Source organism: uncultured Dysosmobacter sp. (assembly GCF_947631635.1).
Taxonomy (GTDB): domain Bacteria; phylum Bacillota; class Clostridia; order Oscillospirales; family Oscillospiraceae; genus Oscillibacter.
On record NZ_CANRMB010000031.1, the window covers coordinates 1 to 24,177 of the forward strand.

Genomic DNA, 24,177 nt, shown 5'->3' on the forward strand with positions numbered 1-24,177 from the left:
CTCCCAACTGAGCTATAGGCCCGAATATGAAATTTTTGGTGTTTTTAGGGCCCGCTTAGCGGATAACTTGCACTCCCAGCTGAGCTACGCCCCCATTTGCCGCCGGATTTCCAGCGGCAAATGATATTATACCATAATTTTGCCGGATGTAAAGCCTCATTTTTTCTAAAAATCAAAAAATTTCAGTTGCTAATCCAAAAAGAATATAGTAAAATAGATAAGCTAATAAAAAGTCCTCCGCATGCAGCTGCGGAGCCGGTCTCGCGCAATGGATGCCCGCGAATCATGTCAGGCGGGGAACCGAGCAGCATTAAGCGGGATGTTCCATGTGCCGCGAGGGCTCCGGTTCCGCAGCTGCATACGGAGGACTTATTCTATCCGGGAGGCGTTTCATGTATCAGGCCCTTTACCGCAAATGGCGGCCCAAGACATTTTCGGATGTGATCGGGCAGTCCCATATCACAGAGACCCTGCAAAAGCAGGTCGCTGAGGGCCGGACGTCCCACGCCTATCTCTTCACCGGCACGCGGGGGACCGGCAAGACCACCTGCGCCAAGATCCTGGCCAAGGCGGTCAACTGCGAACATCCGGTGAACGGTGATCCCTGTTGTCAATGCCCCTCCTGCCTGGGGGTGGAGAGCGGCAATTTCCTGGCGGTACAGGAGCTGGACGCGGCCTCCAACAACGGCGTGGATCAGGTCCGTGCTCTGCGGGACGAGGCCATCTACTCCCCGGCCAACGGCAAAAAGCGCGTTTACATTGTGGATGAGGTCCACATGCTGTCTACGCCGGCGTTCAACGCCCTGCTGAAAATACTGGAGGAGCCGCCGGAGCATCTGATGTTTATTCTGGCGACCACAGAGCTGCACAAAGTACCTGCCACCATTCTCTCCCGATGCCAGCGGTTTTCCTTCAAACGGATCACCCCGGCGGATATCGCAAAACGCCTGGCCTATGTGGCGGGACAGGAGCACATTGATCTGACGCCGGACGGCGCGGAACTGCTGTCTAGGCTGGCAGACGGCGCCCTGCGGGACGGCTTGAGCCTGCTGGACCAGTGCGCGGCGGCCGGCGGGACCATCGACAGCACGGCGGTCCTGGATGTGTTGGGTCTGGCCGGGAACCTCCAGACGGCGCAGCTGATGGAATGCATACTGCGGCGGGACGCCAAAGCGGCGCTGCTGCTGCTGAACCAGCTATATGCCGGAGGCAAGGACGTGGGCGCGGTGCTGGGCGAACTGTCCACCCTGACCCGGGACCTGCTGCTGCGGCGGACGGCACCGGAGGGCGGCGCGGTCCTGCTGTCCGGCGGATACGACACCGCCACGCTGGAGCGGCTGGGCAGAGAGGTGTCCGGCAGCCGGTTTTTGTATCTGGCATCCACCCTGCAAAAGGCCACGGCGGACCTGTATTACAGCTCCAACCGCCGCACGGACGCGGAGCTGTGCCTGCTGCGGCTGTGCGATGAGTCCCTGTCCGGGGACCTGACCGCGCTGGAGGCCAGAGTCCAGCGCCTGGAGGAGGGCGCGGCCCGGGGACAGGTCATACGGGCCGCTGTGGAGCAGAGCGCAGCAGCGGGGCGCGGTCCGGCGCCGCAGGAAAAAAGCGCCGCGGAGACGCCCCCATGGGAGGCGCCGCCCGCCAAGGCGGCATCCGCGGAGGAGCTGCCGCCCCTGCCGAAGGAACCGCCGCTGATGGAGGAGCCGGGAGAGCGGGTGTTCGATATCCCGGAGGAACCGGTCCGAAGGGAAGCCTCGGCAGCTCCAGTGGACCGGTCCGCGCAGAAAGCTCCGGCGGCCCCGGCGGTAAACGGAAACTGGTGGCGGGCACTGGCGGAGAGCTGCAAGGGACAGCTTCCGCCGATGTACCGGGCATTTCTGGATATGTGCACCGGAACGCTGGAGGGCGATCAGCTGACGGTCTATGCGCCGGACGATATCACCCTGGGGCGGCTGGACAATGACCGGGTCAAAAACGTGCTGAGCGAAGCGGCGGCCCAGGCCGCCGGGACGCCGGTGCGGCTGTTGTTCCGGGTGGGCGAGCCGCCCAAGGCGACGCCGCAGGAGAATTTACAGAACCTGCTGAAATTTGGCAGCCGGTTTGACAATATCGAGATCAAATAAAAGGAGAAACGACTATGGGATACAGTGCACGCCGTGGATTTACCAACGGAAAGGTGTCCGGCGCAGCGCGCCAGGCCGAGATGCAGCAGAAGATCGCTGAGATGCAGGAGGCCATGACAGCCGCGCAGGAGAATGTGGAGGCCCAGGAGTTCACCGCCAGCGTGGGCGGCGGTGTCGTGGAGGCACGGGTGAACGGCAAGAAGGAAGTGCTGGCCGTGACCATCAAACCCGAGGCCGTGGACCCGGAGGATGTGGAGATGCTCCAGGACCTGGTGGTCTCCGCCGTCAACGAGGCGCTGCGGCAGGCGGGCGACGCCATGGAAAAGGGAATGTCCAATGTCACCGGCGGCCTGAATCTGGGCGCCTTTGGCCTGTAAAACAGGAGAAAACAGCCCGCATGTGCCATGCGGGCTGTTTTGCTGATAAGGAGAGACGATGAGATACAGACGGATATTTGCGGCGATGCTGGTCTGCCTGCTGCTGGCTGGATGCGGTCTCCAGCGGTCCCAGCCGCTGCCGGAGGAACCGGCGGCGGAGGGAGCGGTCATCGCCTATGTGCCGCTGGATGACCGGCCGGACAATGTGGAGCGGGTGGTATATCTGGCGGAGTCCCTGGGATATACGCTGGCCATGCCGGAGGCGGACTGGTACCGCACACGGCTGGACGGACAGCCCCTCAACGAGAACGGGACGCAATATGGAGACATGGGGCGGCTGTACGAGTGGGTGCTGGAACAGGAGGCGGCGGGCTGTGACCGCTATATCCTGTCCATGGACCAGCTGCTCTCCGGCGGACTGGTGAATTCCAGACACACGGCGGAGACGCTGACGGCCACTCTGTCCGATGGGACAAGCCTGACGGACAGGGAGTTGCTGGAAGGACTGCTGACGGCCTTGTCGGAGGACCCGGACAACCGTGTGTGGCTGCTGGACAGCGTGATGCGGCTGGCTGCCACCACGGGGTACGCGGGCTTTGGCATCGAGGAGTACAATGCCCTGCGGGCCTATGGCGCGGAGCCAAGGCCCACAGAGCCGGCCGAAAGCGGCGAGCCAACATTGGAATACGTGGAAAACGTGAGCCGGCTGCACGAACAGGGCGGAGAGATAGCCCCAGCGGAATTTGGGCTGACAGAGACGCAGGTGGAGACCTATCTGGCGACCCGCAGCCGGAAGCTGGCGCTGACGGATGAGCTCCAAACGTGGCTGTTGCAAAACGGCGGAGAGCGGTTCCACCTGCTGATCGGCATTGACGATTCCTCAGAGGAGAACAGCGTTCAAGGGCCGGAGATCAGATATCTGAATCAGCGCATCCTCCGGTATGGCAGTGACGGGGACCGACTGGATTTTATCCTCTCCGGCGTGGACGACCTGGCCTTCAAGGCGGTGACGAAGCTGTATCTGGAGGAGAGCGGATGGGACGGCGCAAAAGTCGTGATTCGATACTATGGCGGCACCGAGGACCAGCCCGCCTGTGAATACGACTACAAGGCGCTGACGGAGATCATGGCCGAGCATTTGGCGTTTTTCGATTTGGAGGCAGTGGATGACCCTGGAGCGGGGGAGCTGATGGTCTTGGTGCTGACCCAGCCGAAAGACCCGGCGCAGGGGCGGGCGTACCATCAGGAGCTGGTGCGGGAGCTTCGGTCCCAAAGCGGCGCGGAGGGGCTTCCCGCCATTCTCATTGACGCCAGCAACGGCTCCTATGGCACAGCGTTCCACAAGATGCTGACGGAGAAAACGGAACTGGGGCGGCTTCTCAGCTACGCGGGCTTTTTGGACATGGCCATCGTCACCGGCATGGCCCTGAGCCACGGCGTGGCCCGATATGCCTTTTTGCAAAAAGGACAGGAGACGGAGACCACGGAGCGGGCATTTTTGCGGACGGTGGCGGACAGCATTTTAAAGGATTTCTGCTATAAGAACGTGGTGCGCGACAATCTGTTGATATATATCCGCAATGATATGGGGGGAGACCCCAATAACTTCTGGAGACCGGACATCGACCGGGAGGACATCCTGGCCCGGATGGAGAGCGGCATGGCGGCGGCCACCGCGGCGGTCATCGAGAATCTGGAGAGGAGCAATTTCATCACGGCCCTGCCGCCCGGAGAGCCTTACGCTGAAAAGGGCTGGGGCGGCATCGAGCTGACGAATTACCGCTTCCCTTGGGACCGGGCTTTCGAGATCGGCATGGATATCCATTTGGGAGCGTCCACAGAGCCCCACAAAAACATTTTGGGGATCTATTATCAATAAACTGCATTCCATCCCCGGCAGGTGGGGAGCGGGAGAAAAAAAGATGGACCGTCCATAGGACGGTCCATCTTTTCACATCAAAAGATCAGAGCTGCTTCACCGTGTAGTAAACGGCCAGGGCAAAGACCACAATGGCCAGGCCCCACATCACATAGAACGCGGCGGAGGAGCTGACCAGCGCCACGGCCATGGCCACCACAGAGAGGCCGCAGGCCGCATAGACAGGCAAAGTGTCGGCGCTGGGGGGGAGGAGCTTGGACAGCTTTCCGGTTTTGGCCAGCAGAGCGACCGCTGCCACGACCACGATGTAGAGGACAGCGAGCACTTTGACATAGGTGCCGATATACATGCTGTCCAGTTCATTGCGGCAGACCCAGAGAACGATCAATGTGGCGCACAGGATCGTCAGGGCCAGGGCGCATTCCCGGTCATACAGGCTCCAGAGGATGCCCAGCAGCATGACCACCGGCACCACCACGGTCAACAGCTTCACCGCCGGGGCATTCATTTTTAAGATCAGAGCGGAGGAACCGGCCAGAAAGACGCCGGCACCCAGCACATACCAGCCGAGGACTTGCTTCTTTTTGTCAGCGCGCCACAGAAGGCTCAGAACCAATCCAACGACCAGAACCACCAGACCGGCGCCTGTGAGGACGCGGAGATATTTGTCGTACCAGGCGATCTGCTGTAAGGCAGTGCCATTTACATAGAAGCGGCGGACGATCAGCAGATACAGCTCTGCCACGCAGCCAGCCAAGAAAAACTTCATGGCGCCGGTCATGGGCTCGTCCCGCTTGACCGACTTGGACTTGCTGTTCGGATTCTTTGGCATTTATAATGACCTCCAGGGTTGAATTCTGTTTCAATACTGGGCGGCGGCAAGATGCGCCGCTGACATACCTTGATAGTATAGCAGACTTTGCCCCTGTTTGCAAGGGCAACCTCCGGCAGTTTTTGATCTTTTTTATGGATGGGGCGGATTCCGGGTTGAGAAGTGCACGGCAACGTGCTATACTACTCTATTATGTGAAAAAACAGGAACGTGAGGTACTGTATGAGACGATTAACAGTGCTGCTGCTGGCGCTGGCGATGCTGGCGGGGCTGACCGCCTGCGGCATGGAGCCTGCTGACCCGAATACGGCACAGGAGAGTATTCAGGTCATCGCCATGGACACGGTGATGACCTTCAGCATCTATGGGGAGAAGAGCACCCACGCCGTCTATGCGGCGGAGGACGAGGTGCGGCGTCTGGAGGGGCTGCTGTCCCGGACAGACCCGGAGAGCGACGTGTCCCGGCTGAACGCCGCCCCGGCGGGGGAAGCTGTGACGGTGTCGGAGGATACCCGGTCACTGCTTGAGATGGCCCGGTTTTACGCCATGATGACGGAGGGGGCCTTTGACTGCACCCTGGCGCCGGTGTCCTCCGCCTGGGGCTTTACGGAGGAGAGCTTCCGGGTGCCCTCCCGGACGGAGCTGGACGGATTGCTGCAGCATGTGGGCTGGGAGAAGTTCCAGCTGCCTGAGGGGCAGAATTTGACCGCATCCCACGACGAGGGCGTGGAGATCGACCTAGGCGGCATCGCCAAGGGGTATGTCACTGATGTGATCGCCGGGATCCTGGAGGAAAACCATGTCCCGCGGGCTACCATCAGCTTGGGCGGCAATGTGCTGGTCTGGGGCGACCGGCCCGACGGCACGCCTTGGCGCGTCGGCATCCAGGACCCGGCCAGGGCGGACGCGGCCGACGGCTATGCGGGCTTTCTGAGCCTGACCGACGCCTTTGCCGTGACCTCCGGCAGCTACCAGCGGTATTTTGAGGAGGACGGCCAGCGGTATCACCACATCATTGATCCCGCCACTGGCTGCCCCGCGGACAGCGGGCTGACCTCCGTCACAGTGGTGGAGAAGCGGGAGAGGGACGCAAACAGCAATATCCTGGGCAGCGGCACGGAGTGCGACGCCCTGTCCACGGCGCTGTTTGTCATGGGCGAGGAAAAGGCGCTGGAGTTCTGGCGCACGGAACGGGAAAGCCGGCAGATGTCCTTTGACCTGGTGCTGGTGACAGAGGATGGCCGTGTGGTGGTGACTGACGGCATCGCCGATGTGTTCACGCCGGACGAGACCAGCGGGTATGCCTATGAGACGGTCTCCTAAGCTGCGGCCCAACGGCTGGGACGCCCTGGTGATCCTGGCGGTGGTCCTGTTGGCGGCGGCCTGCGCCGTGACGGTCTGGGGCCGGGGCGGCGGGACCGGGGAGCTGACGGCGGTGGTATCCATCGACGGCAGGGAAGTGGAGCGCGTTGCACTGGGCAGCGCTGCCGGGGAGCGGGTGTATGCCGGGAACGGATACACGCTGACGGTGGACTTTGAGCCGGGAGGCGTCACCGTCCGGGAGGCGGACTGCCCCACCCAGGACTGCGTCCACACCGGGACCATCACCCGGAGCGGACAGAGCATCGTGTGCCTGCCGGGGCGGATCATCATCCAGCTGACCGGCGGTCCGGCGGACGCCAGCGCCCCGGACGTTGTGATCGGATAGGGGGGGCGGCATATGAAGCTGACGACGAAGCAGCTGACGCTGTGCGCCATGCTGGCCGCCATGGCGCTGGCCCTGTCCTATTTGGAGAACGTTTTCCCCCTGTCTCTGGCCATTCCCATCCCCGGCATCAAGCTGGGACTGGCCAATATCGTGACGGTGTTTGCCCTGTATGCCCTGGGGCCGGTCCAGGCGCTGCTGATCCTGCTGGCGCGGTGCATTTTGGGCGCGGTGTTTGCCGGGAATATGAACGCGCTTTTGTTTTCTCTTCTGGGCGGCGTCACCGCCATGCTGGTGATGATCATCCTGTCCCGGCTGCGGTGGCTCTCCGTTTATGGAGTGTCCGTGGGCGGCGCGGCGGCCCACAACTGCGGACAGGTGGCGGCAGCCATCCTGACGCTGGGGAACACGGCGCCGCTGTATTACCTGCCGGTCCTGCTGGGCGTGTCCCTGTTCACCGGGGCGCTGACCGGACTGGTCGCCGCCTGCCTGTTTCGGGCGTTGGCACACACAGATCTGATGAAAGGGTGAGGAAAATGGACCCCAGGAATATCAGCAAAAAGGACCAGATCATCCTCCAGCAGCTGGAGGTTATCCGCACCATGACGGAAAACAACCTGAACCGCATGGGAACGGATTTTTGGGGCGCGCCTCCGGCGGAGGTATCCGGAGACCGGGAAAAACCGGACAGCACAGCCGGAAGCAAACAGCCGGATGGTCCGAGACCGCCGGAAAAACAGGACGGCGGGACGGTTGCCTCTACAGGGAACGGCGAGACCAATGCCCCGGAGGAGGAGACGGTCCCACCGGAGAAGATCGAGGACTTGCAGGCGGAGCTGGACGGCTATATCGGTCTGGACGCCGTGAAAAAAGAGGTGCGGAACCTCATCAATATGGTGACGGTCTATCAGATGCGGGAGAAAAACGGCCTGCCCACCACGGACCTGAGCCTGCACATGGTATTCTCCGGCAATCCCGGCACCGGCAAGACCACCATCGCCCGGATCATGGCCCGGATCTACCACAGTCTGGGCATTTTGAGCAAGGGACAGCTGGTGGAGGTAGACCGCAGCGGCCTGGTGGCGGGCTACGTGGGACAGACGGCCATCAAGACCCGTAAGGTCATCGAGAAGGCCCTGGGCGGCGTGCTGTTCATCGACGAGGCTTACGCGCTCAACGGCAAGGCGGAGAACGACTTCGGCCAGGAGGCCATCGACACCATTTTGAAGGCCATGGAGGATCACCGGGATGATCTGGTGGTCATCGTGGCGGGCTATGACGGGCTGATGGATGAATTCATCCACTCCAACCCCGGTCTGGAATCCCGTTTCAACCGCTTTTTGCATTTCGACGATTACAGCACCGACGAGATGATGCGGATCTTCGAGATGCAGTGCAAAAAGGGCTGCTACACCCTGGAGGGCCAGGCGGCGGAGATGGTGCGGGACTTCATTCGGGAGGAGAATACCAATTCCATTTCCTTTGGCAATGCCCGGGGCGTGCGGAACATCTTTGAGCAGATCCTGGTGAACCAGGCCAACCGCCTGGCGGGGATGGAGACTGTGACAAAAGAGGACCTGATGAAGATCACGCCCACAGACGTGCTGATGGCCCGGGGCATGGAGGAGGGGACGGTCCCGCCGCCCTATGGAGACCCGGGAGACAAGTGAGCGGGATCAAAAAGCATACGATCAAGAGCACGGCCCGTCCGGGCCGACAGCGGACTGGGGAGGAGAAAGACAGATGAAAAAATTGGCGTCCTTTTTGCATTCGGTTTTGGGAGGCGTCTGCATCGGCATCGGCGGGACGGTGTTTCTGTCCTGCGAGAACAAGGTGACAGGGGCGGTGTTCTTCTGCTTGGGGCTGTTCGCCATCTGCACCTTTGGGTTCAATTTGTTTACCGGCAAGGTGGGCTATATCTTTGAACAGCCCCCGGCATACACTGGATTCGTGCTGTCGGTGTGGCTGGGAAATCTGGTGGGCACCGGCCTGGTGGGCTACGGCATCCGTGCCACCCGCATCGCCGGGATCACGGAAAAGGCGGCGGGACTCTGCCAGGCGAAACTGGATGACCACCTGATTTCAATTTTTATATTATCTGTTTTGTGTAATATATTGATGTTTATCGCGGTGGATGGCTTTAAGAACAATCCCCATGAGGTGGGAAAGTACATCGGGATCTTCATGGGCGTCATCGTGTTCATTCTGTGCGGCTTTGAGCACTGCGTCGCCAATATGTTTTATTTTTCCGCCGCCAATCTGTGGAGCGGGAAGGCGGTTCTCTACATGCTGGTGATGACGCTGGGGAATACCTGCGGCGGCGTTATCATCCCCCTGTGCCGACAGCTGAAAAAGCGGGCCGAGGCATGACTGGAACAAGCGGATAGGATAGAAAAAGAGACTGCCGGTCAGGCAGTCTCTTTGCTGTTTTTAGGTGGGGCACCGTATTCCCAAAAGTATTTGACGATCAGCCAGCCGATCCCCAGCAGGATCGCGCAGAACACATAGACCAGGTTGATCTCGGCGGAACCGATGCCGGGGGAGGGAACGGAATCGTCGGAGGCCAGGTAGTCCCAGCGGTCCAGCTCATTTCCGTCGGTGTCGTAGAGGTGGATATCCGGGAAATAATTCCGGTCCGTCTCGTGGATGTGGAAGAAGTCAGGCTCCGTCACATCGCCCTCCGCCATCAGGGTGGCGTCGTTTTCCAGGTTGGCCTGGACCTTGTAATGGGCGATCTCCGGCGGACAGTCGGCGGCAAAGACCACCCGGGTGTCCCGGTCTTTCAAAGCGAAGCTCCGCAAAACCGCGCCACCGCCGTAGGAGGCGTTCAGAGGCTGCCAGCCGCCCAGAACACCCCGGCGGAACTGGACATAGCCCAGGAGGCCGTTGATCTCACTGTCGGTAAAGGTGAGGACCCGGCGGTCTCCGATGGTCCTGTCGTGGAGGAGCACCGGGTGGAGAACCGCTCTCAATCTGCTGCTGTCGGACGCATCAGCGGAGGCGTATTCGCAGATGGCCTCCAGCTTCTGTGCCTCAGTGCGGAGCGTCCAGAAATCGCCTTTGTAGAGAAACCAGGCGCCTATAAGCGTCAAAAAAGCTAATATAATAGATAAAATGCGGTAAATACTGTTTTTCATGGAAGCCCCCCTTGTGAGTCCTTTACTGAATTATACAACACAGAGGGGAAAAACCCACGAAAAATTTTCAGATCAATCGATGTTGTACAGGGAATCCAGCACCAGCCAGGTCTGGGAGAAAGGTCGCATCAAGTTCCAGAATCCGGCGCCCTGGAAACCGTATTCCGCCACCAGCGACAGCTTGGCGGACATGCTGCGGGCGTCCTCAAACCAGACCTCGTGGACGGTCCCGGCGGCGTCGGTATAGTGGAAGAAGGGGGACTGGGCGGTCTCATCATACTGGATGGCGATGTTATGCTCCACAGCCAGTTCAATGGCCCGCTGGTTGGAGATGGACTGGGCGCGGGTGACGCCCTGGATGAAGGGCAGCGGCCAGTCGTAGCCATAGTTGGGAACGCCCAGAAAGATTTTAGTGGGCGGGATCTCGGTGACGGCGTAGTCCAGCACTGCCCGGACATTGGGCAGCGGCGCCACCGCCATGGGCGGCCCGGCGGTATAGCCCCATTCATAGGTCATCAACAGGACCGCGTCCACAGCGGCGCTGACAGCGGCGTAGTCGTGGCCTTCGTACAGCAGGCCCCGCTGGGAGGCGGAGGTCTTGGGGGCCAGCGCGGCCCAGACCAGCAGGCCCTGGGCCCGCAGTAGCCGCTGGAGACGGCCCAGAAAGGCGGCGTATGCCTGGGCCAGCTGGCCGGGGAGGTATTCAAAGTCCACGTCCAGACCGGCATAGCCCTTGGCCCGGATGGTTTGCAGGACTTCGGAGACCAACTGGTCCTGCACGCCGGGATCGGTCAGGACCAGCTCGGCCCGCTGGGTATCGAACTGACCGGACTCTGTCAGTGTGGACAGATGCATCACTGGCCGGGTGCCCCGCTGGCGGGCGGCGGCCAGCATGGCGCTGTCCTCCAGAGGCAGAAGCCCGCCGGAGGCGTTGATGCCGTAGGTGAAGGGGGCCATATGGGTCAGGTAGGGGAGCTGGGACGCCAGCAGGGCGTCGTCGATGTACGGGTAGGCGTAGCCGTTGAAGGCGGCAGCTCCCAGCTTTTCATCAAAGTAGGAGATCACCAGCGTCTGGCCGGGAGTCAGGCGCTCCATCCCGCCCAGAGACCAGTTGTTCCGCCAGAGCCGGCGGACTGTGACGCCGTAGGCCGCGGCAATGGAAGTCAGTGCTTCACCGGTGCGGACGGCGTGGATCTGGCGGGGAAAACGGACCACCAGAGTTTGTCCCACGGCCAGGGCTCCGCCGGCGGGAACGGCATTGTCGGCGGCGAGGCGGGCGGGATCGGTGCCGTAATACGCCGCGATGGAGCCGACGGATTCACCAGATCGGACCACATGGATCATCATATTGGACATCACCTCACTGGGGAAATATATGCTGGGAAAACGCGGATCAGAAGCGGCGCTGCCTGCAAAAAGCGGAAAATCCTCTTGCCTTTTTGCGGGCGGAGGGATACCATAAAATTAAAAGCAGAAAAGCCGCATATCCGGGATATGCGGGGAAAAAAGCGGAATGGAAGGGAGGAAGCCGTGAATATCCGAAAGTATGAGGCCTATGTGCGGGCCGTGGAGCTGGGGAGCCTCTCCAAGGCGGCAGAGGAGCTGGGCTACACACAGTCCGGCATCAGCCATATGATGCAGTCGCTGGAAGAAGAGGTAGGGTTCCCGCTGATGGTGCGAACGCCGGCCGGCATCCTGCCCAATCATGAGGGAGAGCTTTTACTGCCGATCATCCGCCAGCTGCTGAATACCAGCGAATCGCTGGAACAGCACATCGCCAAGATCAAGGGCGCGGATACGGGACGCATCCGGATCGCGGCTTATCCCAGCGTGGCGACCTATTGGCTGCCGGGGATCATCCGAAACTTCCAGAAGGATTATCCCCGGGTGGAGATCCAGATCACAGAGATGGGCTCCGGCGCCATTGAGGAGATCATGGAGAACCGGCAGGCGGAGCTGTGCATCTATGCCGGAGGCGAGAAAAAGGGATTCGAGTGGATCCCGCTGTGCAGGGACCGGATGCTGGCACTGGTGCCGCCCAGCCATCCTTTGGCGGCGGAGACATCGGTCCCGCTGGAGGCGTTTTTGAAAGAGGAGTTCATCATGCCCATGCCGGATTATGACGGAGAGGTGCGTTACATCCTGAACAAGCTGCCCCGCTGGCCCCACGTGCTGTTTTCCGCATGCAGTGACTACGCCATCATCAATATGGTGACGGAGGGGCTGGGGGTGTCCATTCTGTCGGAGCTTCTGCTGCAAAATTACAGCCACCGCGCTGTGGCGCTGCCGATAGACCCGCCACAGGAGCGGATTTTAGGCATGGGCGTGCCCCAGGTGAAGACCGCCTCTCCGGTGACGCGGAATTTTATGCGGTATGTGCGGGAATACGTGAAGGACCTGAAAAACGCGGCGGGATTGTTCTGAATAAGCGGCGGAGAGCATAGGATACTGCGGGTTTTGAATCGCAGTGACAGAAGAAATTATGAGGAAAATCGAGCAGGAGACCGGTGAGACCGGCCTCCTGCTCGCGGTTTTTGGGAGGGAGCTCTATGGAGACGTTGGGAAGGGTCCTGATGGTCACCGCGGCGGCGGGAATGGGAGGGACCGGCGCTGGAGGCGGGCTGGCCTGTCTGTTTCACAGAGAATCAAGCCGGGCGGTGAGCCTGCTGCTGAGCTTCGCGGCGGGAGTGATGGTGTCCGTGGTGTGCTTTGACCTGCTGGCGGAGGCCATTGGAGCGGGCGGGTTTGCCGCCGCGGCGCTCTGGGTCCTGGCAGGGCACGGCATGACGGCGCTTTTGAACATCCTGCTGGAGCGGGCACGGGGCGGGACATACAGCGGGCTGTTTTTGGCGGGTCTGGTGATGGCGGCGGCAATCGCCCTGCACAATGTACCGGAGGGAATGGTGATCGGGGCGTCCTTTGCCGCTGGAGACGCTGGGACCAGCGGCTGGATACTGGCCCTTGTGATTGGACTACACAACATTCCGGAGGGCATGGCGGTGGCGGGGCCTTTGTCGGCTGGCGGGATGGGGAGACTTCGGGCGGCCGCAATGGCAGCCCTTACCGGCGCGCCCACGGTGCTGGGGGCGGCGCTGGGGTTCTGCCTGGGGACGCTGGGAGACGCGGCGCTGGCCGCGGCGCTGGGGTTTGCCTCAGGGGCGATGCTGTATGTGGTGTTTGGAGAGCTGCTGCCGGAGGCATCCGAACTGTGGAAGAGCAGGCTGCCGGCACTGGCGGTGGTTCTGGGGATGATCGTCGGGATGGTCATCACCTGTTGGTAGCTCAAGCCTTAGAAGAACCAGATACCGGCGGCGCCGCAAGGCGCATCGAATTTTTGGACCCGTATCCCGCGCCCTGCCGCCCGTAACTATTGCCGGCTGCTTCATAACTGCCGGGCGGATAAGCTGTCAAGCCGCTCCGCCCGCAACTTTTTGCTGGCGGGTCTCTCCGGCAAAGAGAAAAGCCCCGCCGTGGAAATCCAAGGCGGGGGTTTGGAGAGAGGGGAATATTTCATGATCCACAGGGGCTCTGGCCGGGCAGCAGATGGGACTGTGTGCAGGTGACGCCGGACAGGCCGGAAAAGACCGAACCACGGGGGCGTGTGCTGCAAGAGATGCAGCACAGACAGACGCCGGGCGGAGCCGAATGGGCCGCTCACTTGCCCTCGGCAAGGCGGTAGCCCACACCGACCTCCGTAAAAAGGTATTCCGGCTCGGCGGGATTTTTTTCAATTTTGCGCCGGATGTTCGCCATATTGACGCGAAGAATCTGATTGTCTCCGCTGGCCCGGGGACCCCAGAGCTCCTTGATGATGAAATCATAGGTCAGGACCTTGCCCGCGTATTTGCCCAAAAGGGCCACGATGCGGAATTCGCTGAGGGTCAGTTTTACATTTTCACCGCGGACCAGGGCTTGGTGCTTGTTGTAGTCGATCACCAGGTCACCCACGGTATAGGTGCCCTGTTGGGCGATCTCATCGTTGCCGCTGGCGGTGCGGGTGTGGCGGATGGCGGTGCGGACCCGGGCCAGCAGCTCATCGGTGCCGAAGGGTTTGGTCAGATAGTCGTCGGCACCCAGGTCCAGGGCGGTGACCTTATCCGTTTCGTGGGAGCGGGCGGAGACCACCACCACCGGCAGACTGGACCAGGTCCGCAGTTGGCGCAGGATCTCCAAACCATCCATGTCCGGCAGGCCGAGGTCCAAAATGATCAGATCCGGGCAGTGGGAGGAGATCATGGACAGCGCCTCGCTGCCGGAGCGGGCCTGCATGGCCTCGTAGCCATTGCTGTTCAGGACCGTTGAGATAAAGCGGGAGATGGTTTTTTCGTCTTCGATCACCAGAATCTTTTCTCGGATATTCATAGCTCCTCCTTGTGCAGGGGCAGGCGAAAGAGAACTTCCGCGCCGCGCTCCAGATTTTTGGCGTCCATGGTGCCGCTGTGGGCCCGGACGATAGCAAGGCAGACCGAGAGGCCCAGCCCCATGTTGCGTTTGCCGTCGCCCATACTGGAATCCGTGTGCTTCAGGGTACCGTCAAACAGCGTGGGCAGTTTCTTTTCGGGGATCCCCTGGCCGTTGTCCCGCACGGAAAAGCAGGCGAGGCCGCCTTCCTCATAGACGGAGAGGTGAATTTCAGTGGTGGTCTCGCCGTGGACGGCGGCGTTTTCCAGCAGATTGGACAGGACCTGTTCGATCAGGATGGGGTCCATGGGGACCAGCAGCAGTTCCTCTGGGACCGTCACAGAGACGTGAATCTGCGGGAAACGGCGGCGAAACTTCCGAACGGCCTCTCCGAGGACCTCCTCCGCGGCCTCAGGTTCCTTGGTGATATGGGCCTGGTCTTCACCGATGCGGGTGATGGACAGCAGGTTTTCCACAACGCGGATCAGCCATTGGGCATCTCCGCGGACAGCCTCCAGAAGCTCCCGCTGTTCCGCTTCGGAGAGGGAGGGATTATCCAGCACGGCGGAGGTGGAGCCGACGATGGAGGTCAGGGGCGTGCGGATGTCGTGGGAGACGGAGCGGAGTAGGTTGGCCCGCATTTTCTCCTTTTCATTTTCCGCCCGCAACCGCTCCTGCTGCTTGGCCTGGGTGGTCAGGGTGCAGGTGATGATGGAGACCATCAGAAAGGTGAGAAAGGTCAGGGGATAGCCGGAGATGGTCAGGTCGAAGGCCCAATAGGGGTAGGTGAAGATGAAGTTGGTGCACACCACGCCCAGAACGGCCGCGCCCAGGCCAAAGAGATATCCCGTGGTCAGGCGGGAGATCATCAGTACCGCCAGCACAAAGACGGGAGAGGCGAAGCCGTCGCTGCTGTTGGCCATGCGCAGGAGGATACAAAGCTCCACGGCGCAGAACAGAATGCCGGCGGATATCAGAAGGTCTCTCCAGGAAAAGGGGAACAGCTGGGAGATCACAGACTTTTTAGCGTGCAAAGCAGAAGCTCCTTTCCAGATCCGAGCTTTTTCTATTATAACAGACAATTCGTTAAATTGCTGCTAAAAACTTCGCGGAAGCTTAACAAACCGGCGGAAGGCTTTGTCAGCGGCTGAACGGGGTTCTCACGTATGATAAAAAGCAGGCGGGGAAACGCCGGAATATGGAAAAGGAGTCGGTCAAGATGGACAAAAGACAATCTGCGGAACAGGTGCTGCGCACATTCCTGCGGGATGGAGAGCGGGTTTTCTGGCAGGGGAAAACGGAGCGCTTTCCGCTTTTGGAGAACGACGCGAAATGGCTCGTTCTGGCAAAGTGGATCGGGACTGCGGTGGTGACATCCGCGATTTTGCTGATGTACGCCGGCAACAACCCGGAGCGGAGCATGAAGGTGGTGGGTCTGGTGCTGCTGGTGGCGGCGCTGCTGGTGATCTCGCCCATCATGGAGCGGCAGAGCGTGCTGCAGCAGCATTATTGGATCACCGATCAAAGGGTGATCCTGATGGCGAAGGACCGGTCTCTCTATTATATGGAGCTGCCTGAGATCGATGATTTTAAGACTGTGAAGGGCAAGACAGCCCATGACTGCCTGGTGCTGGGGAGCTGCCTGTTTGGGGAGATCGACCGTCAGCTCCGCTGGAGGGCCTGCCATCCGAAAACAGATATGCAGGGCGGCGGGGATGCGGACCAGGCCATGGGGCTGGTCCTGTTCAACGTGAGCAACGCCGAGGGCGCGGCGGCCCATCTGCGGCAGCGGATGAGCGGTGCGAGAGCCTGAGCGGGAATGGAAGCGCCGCGGGAGACCGCGGCGCTTTCTGTGCTTATTTAACTGGTGAAAGCGCCGGGCTTCACAGAAAACATTGGATACCGTTTGGAGACCGCTGCGGTGGCAGCGGTTCTTTTTTGCTTTTTTTCAAAAATTTTTTAAAAGCGTGCATGGAAATGTGCAACTTTTTGCCGTGGGCGGCCATGGGTGAGAGATGCTGATGGAAGGAAGGGCGATGTGAAAAAGAAAACGGACGACGGCGTATTTTGCAGAGCCTATCTGCGGACGATGGACCCGGAACGGGCGGCGGCTGAGATCGGCCGCAGGGACGGGTTTGGACTTTTGGGCCGAAAGAGCACCCAGGAGAAGCTGAACAGGATGCGGGAGGCCGCGGCGGGACAGCTGCGGCGGGACGACGCGGTGCGCCGTCTGGCACAGCTGGCCTTTGGACAGGCCAACGACGCGGTGAAGCTGGCCCTCCACGCCGGAGAGCTGGACCCGGAGGGGCTGGACCTGTCCGCTGTGGCTGAGTTCAAGGTGACGGACAAGGGCGGCGTGGAGGTCAAGCTGGTGGACCGGGTGCGGGCGTTGGAGACGCTGTGCGGCCTGCTGGAGAGCGGAGAGGGCCATGGGGCGGAGGAGCTGTATCAGGCGCTGGCGGAGGCTGCCGGTGAGATGGAAGGGGGATGGGAGAACGGCTGAGATCGTACGGTTTTCCCCCAAGCAGCTGAAGGTGCTGTCCTGGTGGCAGAGAGACGAATGGGAGGCCGTCATCTGCGACGGCGCGGTCCGCAGCGGAAAGACCTTTTCCATGGGGGTGTCGTTTTTCCTGTGGGCCCAGGCGCGGTTCCACGGAAGGCAGTTCGGCCTGTGCGGAAAGACCATCGTCTCATTGCGGAGAAATCTGTTGACGGAGCTGGTGCCCTATCTGCGGCGGATGGGGATGTCCGTCCGGGAGAAGCGGGCGGAAAACCTGCTGGTCGTGAGCTTCGGGGGACGGGAGAACCGCTTTTTGCTGTTTGGCGGTCGGGATGAGTCCAGCGCGGCGCTGATCCAGGGGAGCACCCTGGCGGGTATCTTGCTGGACGAGGCGGCGCTGATGCCCCGGTCCTTTGTGGAGCAGGCGGTGGCCCGGTGCAGCGTGCCGGGGAGCCTGCTCTGGTTCAACTGCAACCCGGAGGGGCCCCAGCATTGGTTTTACCGGGAGTGGATCCTAAAGGCGAAAGAGCGGCGGGCGCTGTATCTGCACTTTACCATGGCGGACAACCCCGGCCTCTCACCGCGCATCCGGGCACGATACCGGAATGCCTATTCCGGCGTATTCTACCGGCGGTTCGTGCTGGGGGAGTGGACGGCGGCCCAGGGACTGATCTACGACTTTTTCGACCAGGAGCGGGATACGGCGGATGTGCCGGAGGGACCGTTTGGACAGTGGCGCGTCTCCGTGGATTACGGGACTGCCAATCCAGCCTCCTTTGGGCTCTGGGGGGAGAAGGACGGCGTGTGGTATCGGACGGCGGAATATTACTATGACTCCCGAAAGGGCGGACAGCAGAGGACGGACGCGGAGTATGCGGAGGACCTGGAACGCCTGGTGGGAGAGCGGCCGGTCCAGCGGGTCGTCGTGGACCCATCGGCCGCGAGCTTCATCGAGGCGCTGCGGCGGCGGGGGTTTACGGTTGTGCGGGCGGACAACGATGTGGTGGACGGCATTCGGGTGACGGCGGACCTGCTGAAAAAGAAACGGATCGTGATCTGCCGCAACTGCCGGGACTGCCTGCGGGAGATGGCGCTCTACTGCTGGGACGAGCGGGGCGGCAGAGATGCGCCCCGAAAGGAAAACGACCACGCCATGGACGACCTGCGGTATTTTGCCATGGATCTGGCGGCGGGACAGAGCGGAGGATTTGCGGCGGTGGCGGTGGAGCGGCGTCCATGAGCGAGCGCCAGCGAGCCGCGGCGGAGGCCGCGTCAAGCGTTTTGCAGAGCAAAACCTTGAAATCGCCGGGCTTTGCCTGGCGATTTGAGTGAGAGGGAAGGGCTCCCATGGGGCGTGCCCCATGGGAAATCGATCTGCGGTATTTTGCCATGGATCTGGCGGCGGGACAGAGCGGAGGATTTGCGGCGGTGGCGGTGGAGCGGCCCGGCGGAAGGCGATGAAAGAGAGGAGTTTTTGACGTTGAGATGGTTCAAAAAAGCAGAGGAGGCGGCGCCCGCGGCGGTGCAGCTGCGAAGCGGCGCGCAGCATCCCTTTGGATCGCTGCATGATTATGTGCCCCTGCGGAATGGGGAGGTCCGGCTGTACCAGGCGATCCGGGAGGGCGTGCCGCTGGTGGACGCGGCGATCTATAAGCTGATCCGGCTGACCGGAGGCGTGACGGCGGTCTGCGGGGACAAGGCGGCGGAGGCCGCGCTTCAGGCGTTTTTGCGGACAGTGCCGTCCGGGCGGGGACAGTTTGGCGTCAACGCCTTTCTGGACTGCTATCTGGATTCCCTGCTGACCTGCGGCAGGGCTATCGGCGAGATCGTGCCCGCACGAGGCGGCTGGGACATTGCCGCGCTGCTGTGCGGCCGGGTGGAGGATATCGAGGTCCGGGAGGGAGAAAACCCGCTGGCGTTCACCATCTGCGGCCCTGACGAGAGGGGCCGGATGGAGCCGCTGCCCTGTCAGGACCTGCTGCTGTTCACACCGCTGAATCCGGAGGTGAACAGTCCCTATGGTGTGTCGCTGCTGCGGTCGCTGCCGTTTTTGGCGGATATTCTGATGAAGATCTACCACACCGTGGGCGTGAACTGGGAGCGGTGCGGCAATGTGCGGTTTGCCGTGACCTGCCCCGGCGGAGAGGGGATCTCCGCAGCGGAGCGCAGCAGGCAGCTGGCTGAGGAGTGGTCCCGGGCTATGCAGGACACCAGGAATGGAAGCGTGCGGGATTTTGTGGCCGTGGGAGATGTGGGCATCCACGTTATCGGCGGGGACGCGCCGATTTTGGACAGCGAGGTGCCGGTGCGGCAGATTTTGGAACAGATCGTGGCAAAGACCGGCATCCCGCCGTTCATGCTGGGACTGAGCTGGAATTCCACGGAGCGGATGAGCACCCAGCAGGCCGACATGCTGACCACAGAGATCACGGCCATCCGCAGGGCGCTGACACCGGTGGTGGAGCGGATCTGCCGGCTGTGGCTGCGGATGCACGGCTATCCCTGCACGTTTGAGGTGGTATGGGACGACATCAATCTGCAGGATGAGGTGGAAGAGGCGAAGGCGGAGCTCTACCGGGAGCAGGCGCGAAGGCTGCGGATCGAGAATGACCTGCGGGAGGGTCCGCAGACCGGCGGAGCTGCGGAGAAATGAAACACGGAAACGGGGGAGACAGGATGGATATACAGGAGGAACTGGCGCAGATCAACCGCTTTACCAAGACGGCGCTGACGGCGGAGCAGGTGTATGCCTTCAGCGTGCGGCTGTGCGACAACGAGGTGGACCGGGATCTGGAGCGGTTTGACGGCGGCGCGCTGGAGCGGCTGGGAGAATTGTTTCTGGGAAAGAGCGGGATCTTTGACCACCAGTGGTCCGCCAAAGGCCAGACGGCCCGCATTTACCGGACCGAGGTGGTACGGGAGCCCGGCAGGATCACGGCGGCCGGAGACGCGTACTGCTGGCTGAAGGGCTGGGCGTATCTGCTGCGGACAGAGAAGAACGCGGACCTGATCCAGGAGATCGAGGGCGGCATCAAAAAGGAGGTCAGCGTGGGGTGCAGCATGGGGCGGAGCGTGTGCTCCATCTGCGGCGCGGAGCACGGCGGATGTGCCCATGTAAAGGGGCAGATGTACGACGGCAGGCTGTGCTTCGTGGAGCTGCGGGAGCCGCTGGACGCCTATGAGTGGTCCTTTGTGGCGGTGCCAGCCCAAAGGGAGGCGGGCGTTTTGAAAAAACGGTTTGGACAGGAGAGCGGAGAGCTTCTGGCGCTGCGGAAGCAGGCGGAGCTGGGGGCCAGGTATCTGAAGGAGCTGCGCCGGGAGGTGGTGCGCCTTGCCATGCTGGCGGACGACGGACTGGATGGTCAGGTGTTCACCAGGGCGGCGGAACGGCTGGAGGAACCGGAGCTGCTGGAGCTGAAGCGGGCCTATGGGGACCGGGCGGCCAAGCGGTTTCCGGCGGCACCGCAGCTGCGCTGTCCCGCGGCGGTGGAGAAGAGCGATGAGACAGTATTCCTCGTCTGAGAGACGAACGATATAAAGGAGGATGACAATGAAGAATTCTTATGAGGGGATCGGCCAATGGGCGGCTACCTTCGCCTGCGCACAGGTAAGCGAGGGGGAGATGGTGAAGATCACCGGAAGCGGCGAGGTGGGCGCCTGCGCGGCCGGTGACGGCTTTTGCGGACAGGTGCTGTCCGTGGGCAGAGACTGCGGCGCCTGCGCCGTGGCCCTGGGCGGCATGGTGACCGCCGGGTATTCCGGCACCGCGCCCACCGTGGGCTGGTGCGCGCTGGCGGCTGACGGCGACGGCGGCGTGCGGGCAGATGCCGCTGGCCGCAGTTATCTGGTGGCGGATGTGGACACCAGCGGCATGACCGTGACGTTTGTACTGTGAGGAGGAGAGAAGATGGCTTATCATTTTGAAAATATCAAGCTGGAAAAGGGCATGTACGGCCGCAGCGGCCGCAGCTTTTCCCAGACGCTGGAGGAGCTGGACCCCAGCGAGCATTACCGGGGCACGGCCCTGGAGGGCATGGATGCGTTCCAGCGCCAGCTGAAACGCTTTGACATCAAGGTGAAGGGCGCCGGCAGCGACATGGTGGAGAAGTTTTTCCACACCACGGATTCCGCCGTGCTGTTTCCGGAGTTCGTGTCCCGTGTGGTGCGCCAGGGCCTGGAGGAGGAGAGCATCCTGCCCGCTGTGACCGCCACAGTGACCAATTTTGACGGCATGGATTACCGCTCCATCGCCTCCGTACCCACGGAGGAGCAGAAGAGCCTGAAGCGTGTGGAGGAGGGCGCGGCGATCCCACAGACCGCCATCCGCACCCAGGAGAACCTGGTGCGCCTGCACAAGCGGGGCCGGATGCTGGTGGCCTCCTATGAGGCCATCCGGTTCCAGCGGCTGGACCTGTTTTCCGTGACGCTGCGTCAGATCGGCGCCTACATCGGCCGGATGCATCTGCAAGACGCCATCGGGGTCTTGCAGAACGGCGACGGCAACAACAATGGGGCGGAGGTATTCACCGTGGGCACGCAGCCCATCTCCGGCACCGCCGGGACGCTGTCCTACGGCGCACTGCTGGATTTTTGGAGCCAGTTTGACCCCTATACCATGAATACCATGCTGGTGAGCAGCGACGTGATGCTGGCACTGCTGAAGTTGAGCGAATTCCAGAATCCGCTGACCGGATTGAACTTCCAGGGCACCGGCACCCTGACCACGCCGCTGGGGGCCAATCTGCTGCGCACATCCGCCATGCCCGCCAAGACGCTGATCGGCCTGGATAAGAACTATGCGCTGGAACAGATCTGCGGCAGTGAGATCACTGTGGAGTACGATAAGCTGATCGACCGGCAGCTAGAGCGCGCGGCGATCACCTCGATCTCCGGCTTTGCAAAGCTGTTTCCCGAGGCATCCAAGGTCCTGAAGCTGGACTGAACCGGACAGCATTCCCTATTGTGGGGAGACGGAAATGGAGAGGCAGGACATGGATGAGACGATTTTAAAGCTGGCAGGGGCAATATCCGGCGCAGGAGAGGCAGAGCAGGAATTGCTGGCCATGCTGTGCGCCGCGGCAGAGCGGGCGTGGACCACCCGGCTGCGTGACGGCGTGACGGCCGCAGACTGCGGAGCGGCCTTCTGCTGCGCGGCGGCTTTCACGGCCGCGGCGGACCTGGCGGCGGGACGGGGCGGCGGGGCCGTCTCCGCCTTCACCGCCGGGGAGGTCTCTGTCTCGGCTAAAAAGGGCTCGGAGCGCGCGGAGTCCGCTGCGGAGCTGCGGCGGACGGCGGAACGGCTGATGGCGGACTATGTGTCGCCCGGGGATCTCTGCTTGAGAGGAGTGCGGGGATGACGGACTGGATCCGGGAGGTATTGGCCCTGTATGGGCAGGAGGCTGTCATCCGGACAGCGGAGGGCGATGCGCCTGTACGGGCGTTTTTGCAGCCGGTGACGGAACGGCGGGAGCAGGTGCCCGGCGCGGTGACCGGCATCGGCTGGATCGATGAGCGGCTTTGGCTGTATCTGGGACAGGCGGAGGTGGCCGAGGGGAACACCGTGCTGTGGAATGGCGTGCCGTTTCGGGTGCGGAGCAGCCGGCCCTATTACATCGGTGAAACACTGACGCACTGGTGGGCCGCTTTGGAACGGGAGAAGGAGGCAGGATGAGGGAATTGACGCAGGTGCGGGACGCAGTCATGTCCGCACTGAACAGCGCCGGTGTGCAGGCTCTGGCGGCGTTTCCGGCCGACCGGGCAAAGCGGTACAGCGGCGCGGCGGCAGCGGTAGCCGTAGGGGCCGCCGAGGGCAAGGCACTGGGATTTTGCAACTATCTGGGCGAGGTATACGACGCGGAGGCGGGAGTGGTCCGCGAGGTGTATGGAAAACAGCTGGAGGGCATCATCACTGTGGATATCCGGGCGGAACGGGCGGCGGACTGCGAGGCCGCCTGCGAGACGGCGGCGGAGGTGCTGCTGGGCGGACTGCCCAGCGGGATCCGTCCGGGGGAGCTGAACTGGGAGGGCCTCTGCTGGGAGAAGGAGACCGGGATGTTTCTGCGGCGGGGCGGCCTCCGGTGCCAGGCGGTATTCGTGGCCCGGGAACAGGAGGACGGACAGATGTTCCTGGACTTTATTTTGAAAGGAGTTATGACGGATTGAGCGAGAGCAGGCATGAACGGCCGGGCGTTTACTCGGCCTATGACGCATCGGCGGTGGTCTCCGCCGGACAGGCGGGCAAGACCATCGGCGTGGCGGCCAGGGCGGCCCGGGGGACTGCGGGGGAGGCGGTGACCATCACCGGATATACCGCCGGTGTGGCGGCATTCGGCGAGGATACGACTCCTGGTATGAGCACCATCCTGCGGCTGCTGTTTGCCAACGGCGCGGCCACGGTAGTGGCGGTGCGCGTGGCCGACACAGGCGGGCCGGCGGATTACCAGACGGCGTTTGAGACGCTGCGAGGGCAGGATGTACAGATCGTGGTGTGCGACAGCGCGGCGCAGGAGGTGCAGCAGTCACTGCGGACCTCTGTGGAGGACGCCTCCGCCGGGCGCAGGGAGCGCATCGCCGTGGTGGGCGGCGCCGGAGACACGGCGGCGCAGTTGGTGGAGCGTGCCGCGGCGCTGAACAGCGAGCGGATGGTGCTGGTGGGGCCTGACGTGCTGGACAGTGCGGGAGAGACGCTGCCCGGCGTGTTTGCCGCCGCCGCTGTGGCAGGCGTCATCGCGTCCAACAGAGATCCGGCGGTGCCGCTGAACGGCGCGGAGGTGCGGGGGCTTGGCGGCCTTGCCGCGGACTACGGCGACAACGACGTCGATCTGCTGGTGCGCGGCGGAGTCACGCCTTTGGAGAGCGTGGCGGGCGTCATCTCTCCGGTCCGGGGCATTACCACCCGGACCAAGACCAATGGGGCGGCGGATGCCACCTGGCGGGAGCTGACCACGATTTTGATCGTGGACGACATCATTCCGGCGGTGCGGGCGGCGCTGCGGAGCAAGTTCTCGCGGACCAAGAATACGGTCCGCAGCCGGGGCGCCATCCGGTCCCAGGTGATCGTGGAATTGGAGAAGAAGACTGCGGCGGAGATCATCGACAGCTATGGCGAGGTGAGCGTCACCGCGTCTCCGGACGATCCCACGGTGTGCCTGGTGGAGTTTGGCTTCGCGGTGGCCCATGGACTGAACCAGATCTATCTGACGGTCCATATCACGGTATAAGGA

26 protein-coding genes and 1 other RNA gene are annotated in these 24,177 nt (G+C 62.1%); 22 read left to right on the forward strand and 5 right to left on the reverse strand.

Going from position 1 to position 24,177, the window contains the following annotated elements:
* The first annotated feature begins 252 nt into the window (after window positions 1-252).
* The 4 genes from ffs (at window position 253) to Q0Z71_RS13760 (ending at window position 4,379) form a co-directional block, all read left to right on the forward strand.
* Window positions 253-352: signal recognition particle sRNA small type (gene ffs, locus Q0Z71_RS13745), an RNA gene on the forward strand.
* A 40-nt stretch (window positions 353-392) separates the two neighbouring features.
* Entirely contained in the window at window positions 393-2,123 is a 1,731-nt protein-coding gene (gene dnaX, locus Q0Z71_RS13750) for a DNA polymerase III subunit gamma/tau (RefSeq protein ID WP_298023915.1), read from the forward strand.
* Between the two features lie 14 nt (window positions 2,124-2,137).
* A complete protein-coding gene (locus Q0Z71_RS13755; protein WP_298023918.1) occupies window positions 2,138-2,500 on the forward strand; it encodes a YbaB/EbfC family nucleoid-associated protein in 363 nt (120 codons plus the stop codon).
* A gap of 58 nt (window positions 2,501-2,558) precedes the next feature.
* Window positions 2,559-4,379, forward strand: coding sequence for a DUF4127 family protein (locus tag Q0Z71_RS13760; protein ID WP_298023921.1), 1,821 nt, complete (start codon window positions 2,559-2,561; stop codon window positions 4,377-4,379).
* 85 nt (window positions 4,380-4,464) lie between these two features.
* Here the strand turns inward: Q0Z71_RS13760 and Q0Z71_RS13765 are convergent, their stop codons facing one another.
* Window positions 4,465-5,211 (reverse strand): hypothetical protein, encoded by a 747-nt coding sequence (locus tag Q0Z71_RS13765; protein ID WP_298023924.1) that lies wholly within the window; start codon window positions 5,209-5,211, stop codon window positions 4,465-4,467.
* Window positions 5,212-5,433: 222 nt separating this feature from the next.
* Between Q0Z71_RS13765 and Q0Z71_RS13770 the strand changes: the two genes are divergently transcribed.
* The 5 genes from Q0Z71_RS13770 (at window position 5,434) to Q0Z71_RS13790 (ending at window position 9,286) form a co-directional block, all read left to right on the forward strand.
* On the forward strand, window positions 5,434-6,534 hold the full coding sequence (locus Q0Z71_RS13770) for an FAD:protein FMN transferase (RefSeq protein WP_298023927.1): 1,101 nt from the start codon (window positions 5,434-5,436) through the stop codon (window positions 6,532-6,534).
* Complete coding sequence (locus tag Q0Z71_RS13775; RefSeq protein ID WP_298023931.1) at window positions 6,518-6,919, forward strand: NusG domain II-containing protein; 402 nt, start codon at window positions 6,518-6,520, stop codon at window positions 6,917-6,919. The genes Q0Z71_RS13770 and Q0Z71_RS13775 overlap by 17 nt, the downstream gene beginning before the upstream one ends.
* A gap of 12 nt (window positions 6,920-6,931) precedes the next feature.
* On the forward strand, window positions 6,932-7,447 hold the full coding sequence (locus Q0Z71_RS13780; protein ID WP_298023934.1) for a Gx transporter family protein: 516 nt from the start codon (window positions 6,932-6,934) through the stop codon (window positions 7,445-7,447).
* Between the two features lie 5 nt (window positions 7,448-7,452).
* Window positions 7,453-8,586 (forward strand): AAA family ATPase, encoded by a 1,134-nt coding sequence (locus Q0Z71_RS13785; RefSeq protein ID WP_298023937.1) that lies wholly within the window; start codon window positions 7,453-7,455, stop codon window positions 8,584-8,586.
* A gap of 73 nt (window positions 8,587-8,659) precedes the next feature.
* A complete protein-coding gene (locus Q0Z71_RS13790) occupies window positions 8,660-9,286 on the forward strand; it encodes a formate/nitrite transporter family protein (protein ID WP_298023940.1) in 627 nt (208 codons plus the stop codon).
* A 38-nt stretch (window positions 9,287-9,324) separates the two neighbouring features.
* Here Q0Z71_RS13790 and Q0Z71_RS13795 read toward each other — a convergent pair whose 3' ends face one another.
* Together Q0Z71_RS13795 and Q0Z71_RS13800 are read right to left on the reverse strand one after the other, a co-directional pair.
* Window positions 9,325-10,053, reverse strand: coding sequence for a hypothetical protein (locus Q0Z71_RS13795; RefSeq protein ID WP_298023943.1), 729 nt, complete (start codon window positions 10,051-10,053; stop codon window positions 9,325-9,327).
* A 72-nt stretch (window positions 10,054-10,125) separates the two neighbouring features.
* The gene (locus tag Q0Z71_RS13800; RefSeq protein ID WP_298023946.1) at window positions 10,126-11,400 is read right to left on the reverse strand and encodes a glycosyl hydrolase family 18 protein; all 1,275 of its coding nucleotides are present in this window, start codon (window positions 11,398-11,400) and stop codon (window positions 10,126-10,128) included.
* Window positions 11,401-11,583: 183 nt separating this feature from the next.
* Between Q0Z71_RS13800 and Q0Z71_RS13805 the strand changes: the two genes are divergently transcribed.
* The gene (locus tag Q0Z71_RS13805; protein ID WP_298023949.1) at window positions 11,584-12,477 is read left to right on the forward strand and encodes a LysR family transcriptional regulator; all 894 of its coding nucleotides are present in this window, start codon (window positions 11,584-11,586) and stop codon (window positions 12,475-12,477) included.
* 125 nt (window positions 12,478-12,602) lie between these two features.
* Window positions 12,603-13,334 (forward strand): ZIP family metal transporter, encoded by a 732-nt coding sequence (locus Q0Z71_RS13810; RefSeq protein WP_298023952.1) that lies wholly within the window; start codon window positions 12,603-12,605, stop codon window positions 13,332-13,334.
* 373 nt (window positions 13,335-13,707) lie between these two features.
* Here the strand turns inward: Q0Z71_RS13810 and Q0Z71_RS13815 are convergent, their stop codons facing one another.
* Both Q0Z71_RS13815 and Q0Z71_RS13820 read right to left on the reverse strand, forming a co-directional pair.
* The gene (locus Q0Z71_RS13815; RefSeq protein ID WP_298023955.1) at window positions 13,708-14,415 is read right to left on the reverse strand and encodes a response regulator; all 708 of its coding nucleotides are present in this window, start codon (window positions 14,413-14,415) and stop codon (window positions 13,708-13,710) included.
* Window positions 14,412-15,488, reverse strand: a complete 1,077-nt coding sequence (locus Q0Z71_RS13820; protein ID WP_298023958.1) for a DUF4118 domain-containing protein — start codon at window positions 15,486-15,488, stop codon at window positions 14,412-14,414. Before Q0Z71_RS13820 ends, Q0Z71_RS13815 begins: the two co-directional genes overlap by 4 nt.
* 185 nt (window positions 15,489-15,673) lie before the next feature.
* Here Q0Z71_RS13820 and Q0Z71_RS13825 point away from each other — a divergent pair, with 185 nt between their 5' ends.
* The 11 genes from Q0Z71_RS13825 (at window position 15,674) to Q0Z71_RS13875 (ending at window position 24,174) form a co-directional block, all read left to right on the forward strand.
* The gene (locus Q0Z71_RS13825; protein ID WP_298023961.1) at window positions 15,674-16,267 is read left to right on the forward strand and encodes a hypothetical protein; all 594 of its coding nucleotides are present in this window, start codon (window positions 15,674-15,676) and stop codon (window positions 16,265-16,267) included.
* Window positions 16,268-16,492: 225 nt separating this feature from the next.
* On the forward strand, window positions 16,493-16,957 hold the full coding sequence (locus Q0Z71_RS13830; protein WP_298023964.1) for a hypothetical protein: 465 nt from the start codon (window positions 16,493-16,495) through the stop codon (window positions 16,955-16,957).
* On the forward strand, window positions 16,926-18,194 hold the full coding sequence (locus Q0Z71_RS13835) for a PBSX family phage terminase large subunit (protein ID WP_298023968.1): 1,269 nt from the start codon (window positions 16,926-16,928) through the stop codon (window positions 18,192-18,194). The genes Q0Z71_RS13830 and Q0Z71_RS13835 overlap by 32 nt, the downstream gene beginning before the upstream one ends.
* Before the next feature lie 240 nt (window positions 18,195-18,434).
* On the forward strand, window positions 18,435-19,607 hold the full coding sequence (locus Q0Z71_RS13840) for a serine/threonine protein phosphatase (protein WP_298023971.1): 1,173 nt from the start codon (window positions 18,435-18,437) through the stop codon (window positions 19,605-19,607).
* Between the two features lie 23 nt (window positions 19,608-19,630).
* Window positions 19,631-20,476, forward strand: coding sequence for a hypothetical protein (locus tag Q0Z71_RS13845; protein ID WP_298023974.1), 846 nt, complete (start codon window positions 19,631-19,633; stop codon window positions 20,474-20,476).
* Between the two features lie 28 nt (window positions 20,477-20,504).
* Window positions 20,505-20,849 (forward strand): hypothetical protein, encoded by a 345-nt coding sequence (locus Q0Z71_RS13850; RefSeq protein ID WP_298023977.1) that lies wholly within the window; start codon window positions 20,505-20,507, stop codon window positions 20,847-20,849.
* A gap of 12 nt (window positions 20,850-20,861) precedes the next feature.
* Window positions 20,862-21,896 carry a phage major capsid protein gene (locus Q0Z71_RS13855; RefSeq protein ID WP_298023980.1) on the forward strand — a complete coding sequence of 345 codons (1,035 nt, stop codon included), beginning with the start codon at window positions 20,862-20,864 and terminating at the stop codon, window positions 21,894-21,896.
* Window positions 21,897-21,930: 34 nt separating this feature from the next.
* On the forward strand, window positions 21,931-22,311 hold the full coding sequence (locus Q0Z71_RS13860) for a hypothetical protein (RefSeq protein ID WP_298023983.1): 381 nt from the start codon (window positions 21,931-21,933) through the stop codon (window positions 22,309-22,311).
* A complete protein-coding gene (locus tag Q0Z71_RS13865; protein ID WP_298023986.1) occupies window positions 22,308-22,625 on the forward strand; it encodes a hypothetical protein in 318 nt (105 codons plus the stop codon). Before Q0Z71_RS13860 ends, Q0Z71_RS13865 begins: the two co-directional genes overlap by 4 nt.
* Window positions 22,622-23,116, forward strand: a complete 495-nt coding sequence (locus Q0Z71_RS13870; RefSeq protein WP_298023989.1) for a hypothetical protein — start codon at window positions 22,622-22,624, stop codon at window positions 23,114-23,116. Before Q0Z71_RS13865 ends, Q0Z71_RS13870 begins: the two co-directional genes overlap by 4 nt.
* Complete coding sequence (locus Q0Z71_RS13875) at window positions 23,113-24,174, forward strand: phage tail sheath subtilisin-like domain-containing protein (RefSeq protein WP_298023992.1); 1,062 nt, start codon at window positions 23,113-23,115, stop codon at window positions 24,172-24,174. Before Q0Z71_RS13870 ends, Q0Z71_RS13875 begins: the two co-directional genes overlap by 4 nt.
* The last annotated feature ends 3 nt before the right edge of the window (window positions 24,175-24,177 follow it).

Excerpts from the sequence above, each read along its gene's own strand:
- Q0Z71_RS13760 (WP_298023921.1), top strand. The coding sequence starts at position 2,559 with ATGAGATACAGACGGATATTTGCGGCGATGCTGGTCTGCCTGCTGCTG.
- Q0Z71_RS13855 (WP_298023980.1), top strand. The coding sequence starts at position 20,862 with ATGGCTTATCATTTTGAAAATATCAAGCTGGAAAAGGGCATGTACGGC.
- Q0Z71_RS13755 (WP_298023918.1), top strand. The coding sequence starts at position 2,138 with ATGGGATACAGTGCACGCCGTGGATTTACCAACGGAAAGGTGTCCGGC.
- Q0Z71_RS13860 (WP_298023983.1), top strand. The coding sequence starts at position 21,931 with ATGGAGAGGCAGGACATGGATGAGACGATTTTAAAGCTGGCAGGGGCA.
- Q0Z71_RS13770 (WP_298023927.1), top strand. The coding sequence starts at position 5,434 with ATGAGACGATTAACAGTGCTGCTGCTGGCGCTGGCGATGCTGGCGGGG.
- Q0Z71_RS13780 (WP_298023934.1), top strand. The coding sequence starts at position 6,932 with ATGAAGCTGACGACGAAGCAGCTGACGCTGTGCGCCATGCTGGCCGCC.
- Q0Z71_RS13815 (WP_298023955.1), bottom strand. The coding sequence starts at position 14,415 with ATGAATATCCGAGAAAAGATTCTGGTGATCGAAGACGAAAAAACCATC.
- Q0Z71_RS13790 (WP_298023940.1), top strand. The coding sequence starts at position 8,660 with ATGAAAAAATTGGCGTCCTTTTTGCATTCGGTTTTGGGAGGCGTCTGC.
- Q0Z71_RS13865 (WP_298023986.1), top strand. The coding sequence starts at position 22,308 with ATGACGGACTGGATCCGGGAGGTATTGGCCCTGTATGGGCAGGAGGCT.
- Q0Z71_RS13800 (WP_298023946.1), bottom strand. The coding sequence starts at position 11,400 with ATGATGATCCATGTGGTCCGATCTGGTGAATCCGTCGGCTCCATCGCG.
- Q0Z71_RS13795 (WP_298023943.1), bottom strand. The coding sequence starts at position 10,053 with ATGAAAAACAGTATTTACCGCATTTTATCTATTATATTAGCTTTTTTG.
- Q0Z71_RS13775 (WP_298023931.1), top strand. The coding sequence starts at position 6,518 with ATGAGACGGTCTCCTAAGCTGCGGCCCAACGGCTGGGACGCCCTGGTG.
- Q0Z71_RS13785 (WP_298023937.1), top strand. The coding sequence starts at position 7,453 with ATGGACCCCAGGAATATCAGCAAAAAGGACCAGATCATCCTCCAGCAG.
- Q0Z71_RS13850 (WP_298023977.1), top strand. The coding sequence starts at position 20,505 with ATGAAGAATTCTTATGAGGGGATCGGCCAATGGGCGGCTACCTTCGCC.
- Q0Z71_RS13765 (WP_298023924.1), bottom strand. The coding sequence starts at position 5,211 with ATGCCAAAGAATCCGAACAGCAAGTCCAAGTCGGTCAAGCGGGACGAG.
- Q0Z71_RS13845 (WP_298023974.1), top strand. The coding sequence starts at position 19,631 with ATGGATATACAGGAGGAACTGGCGCAGATCAACCGCTTTACCAAGACG.
- Q0Z71_RS13810 (WP_298023952.1), top strand. The coding sequence starts at position 12,603 with ATGGAGACGTTGGGAAGGGTCCTGATGGTCACCGCGGCGGCGGGAATG.
- Q0Z71_RS13870 (WP_298023989.1), top strand. The coding sequence starts at position 22,622 with ATGAGGGAATTGACGCAGGTGCGGGACGCAGTCATGTCCGCACTGAAC.
- dnaX (WP_298023915.1), top strand. The coding sequence starts at position 393 with ATGTATCAGGCCCTTTACCGCAAATGGCGGCCCAAGACATTTTCGGAT.
- Q0Z71_RS13825 (WP_298023961.1), top strand. The coding sequence starts at position 15,674 with ATGGACAAAAGACAATCTGCGGAACAGGTGCTGCGCACATTCCTGCGG.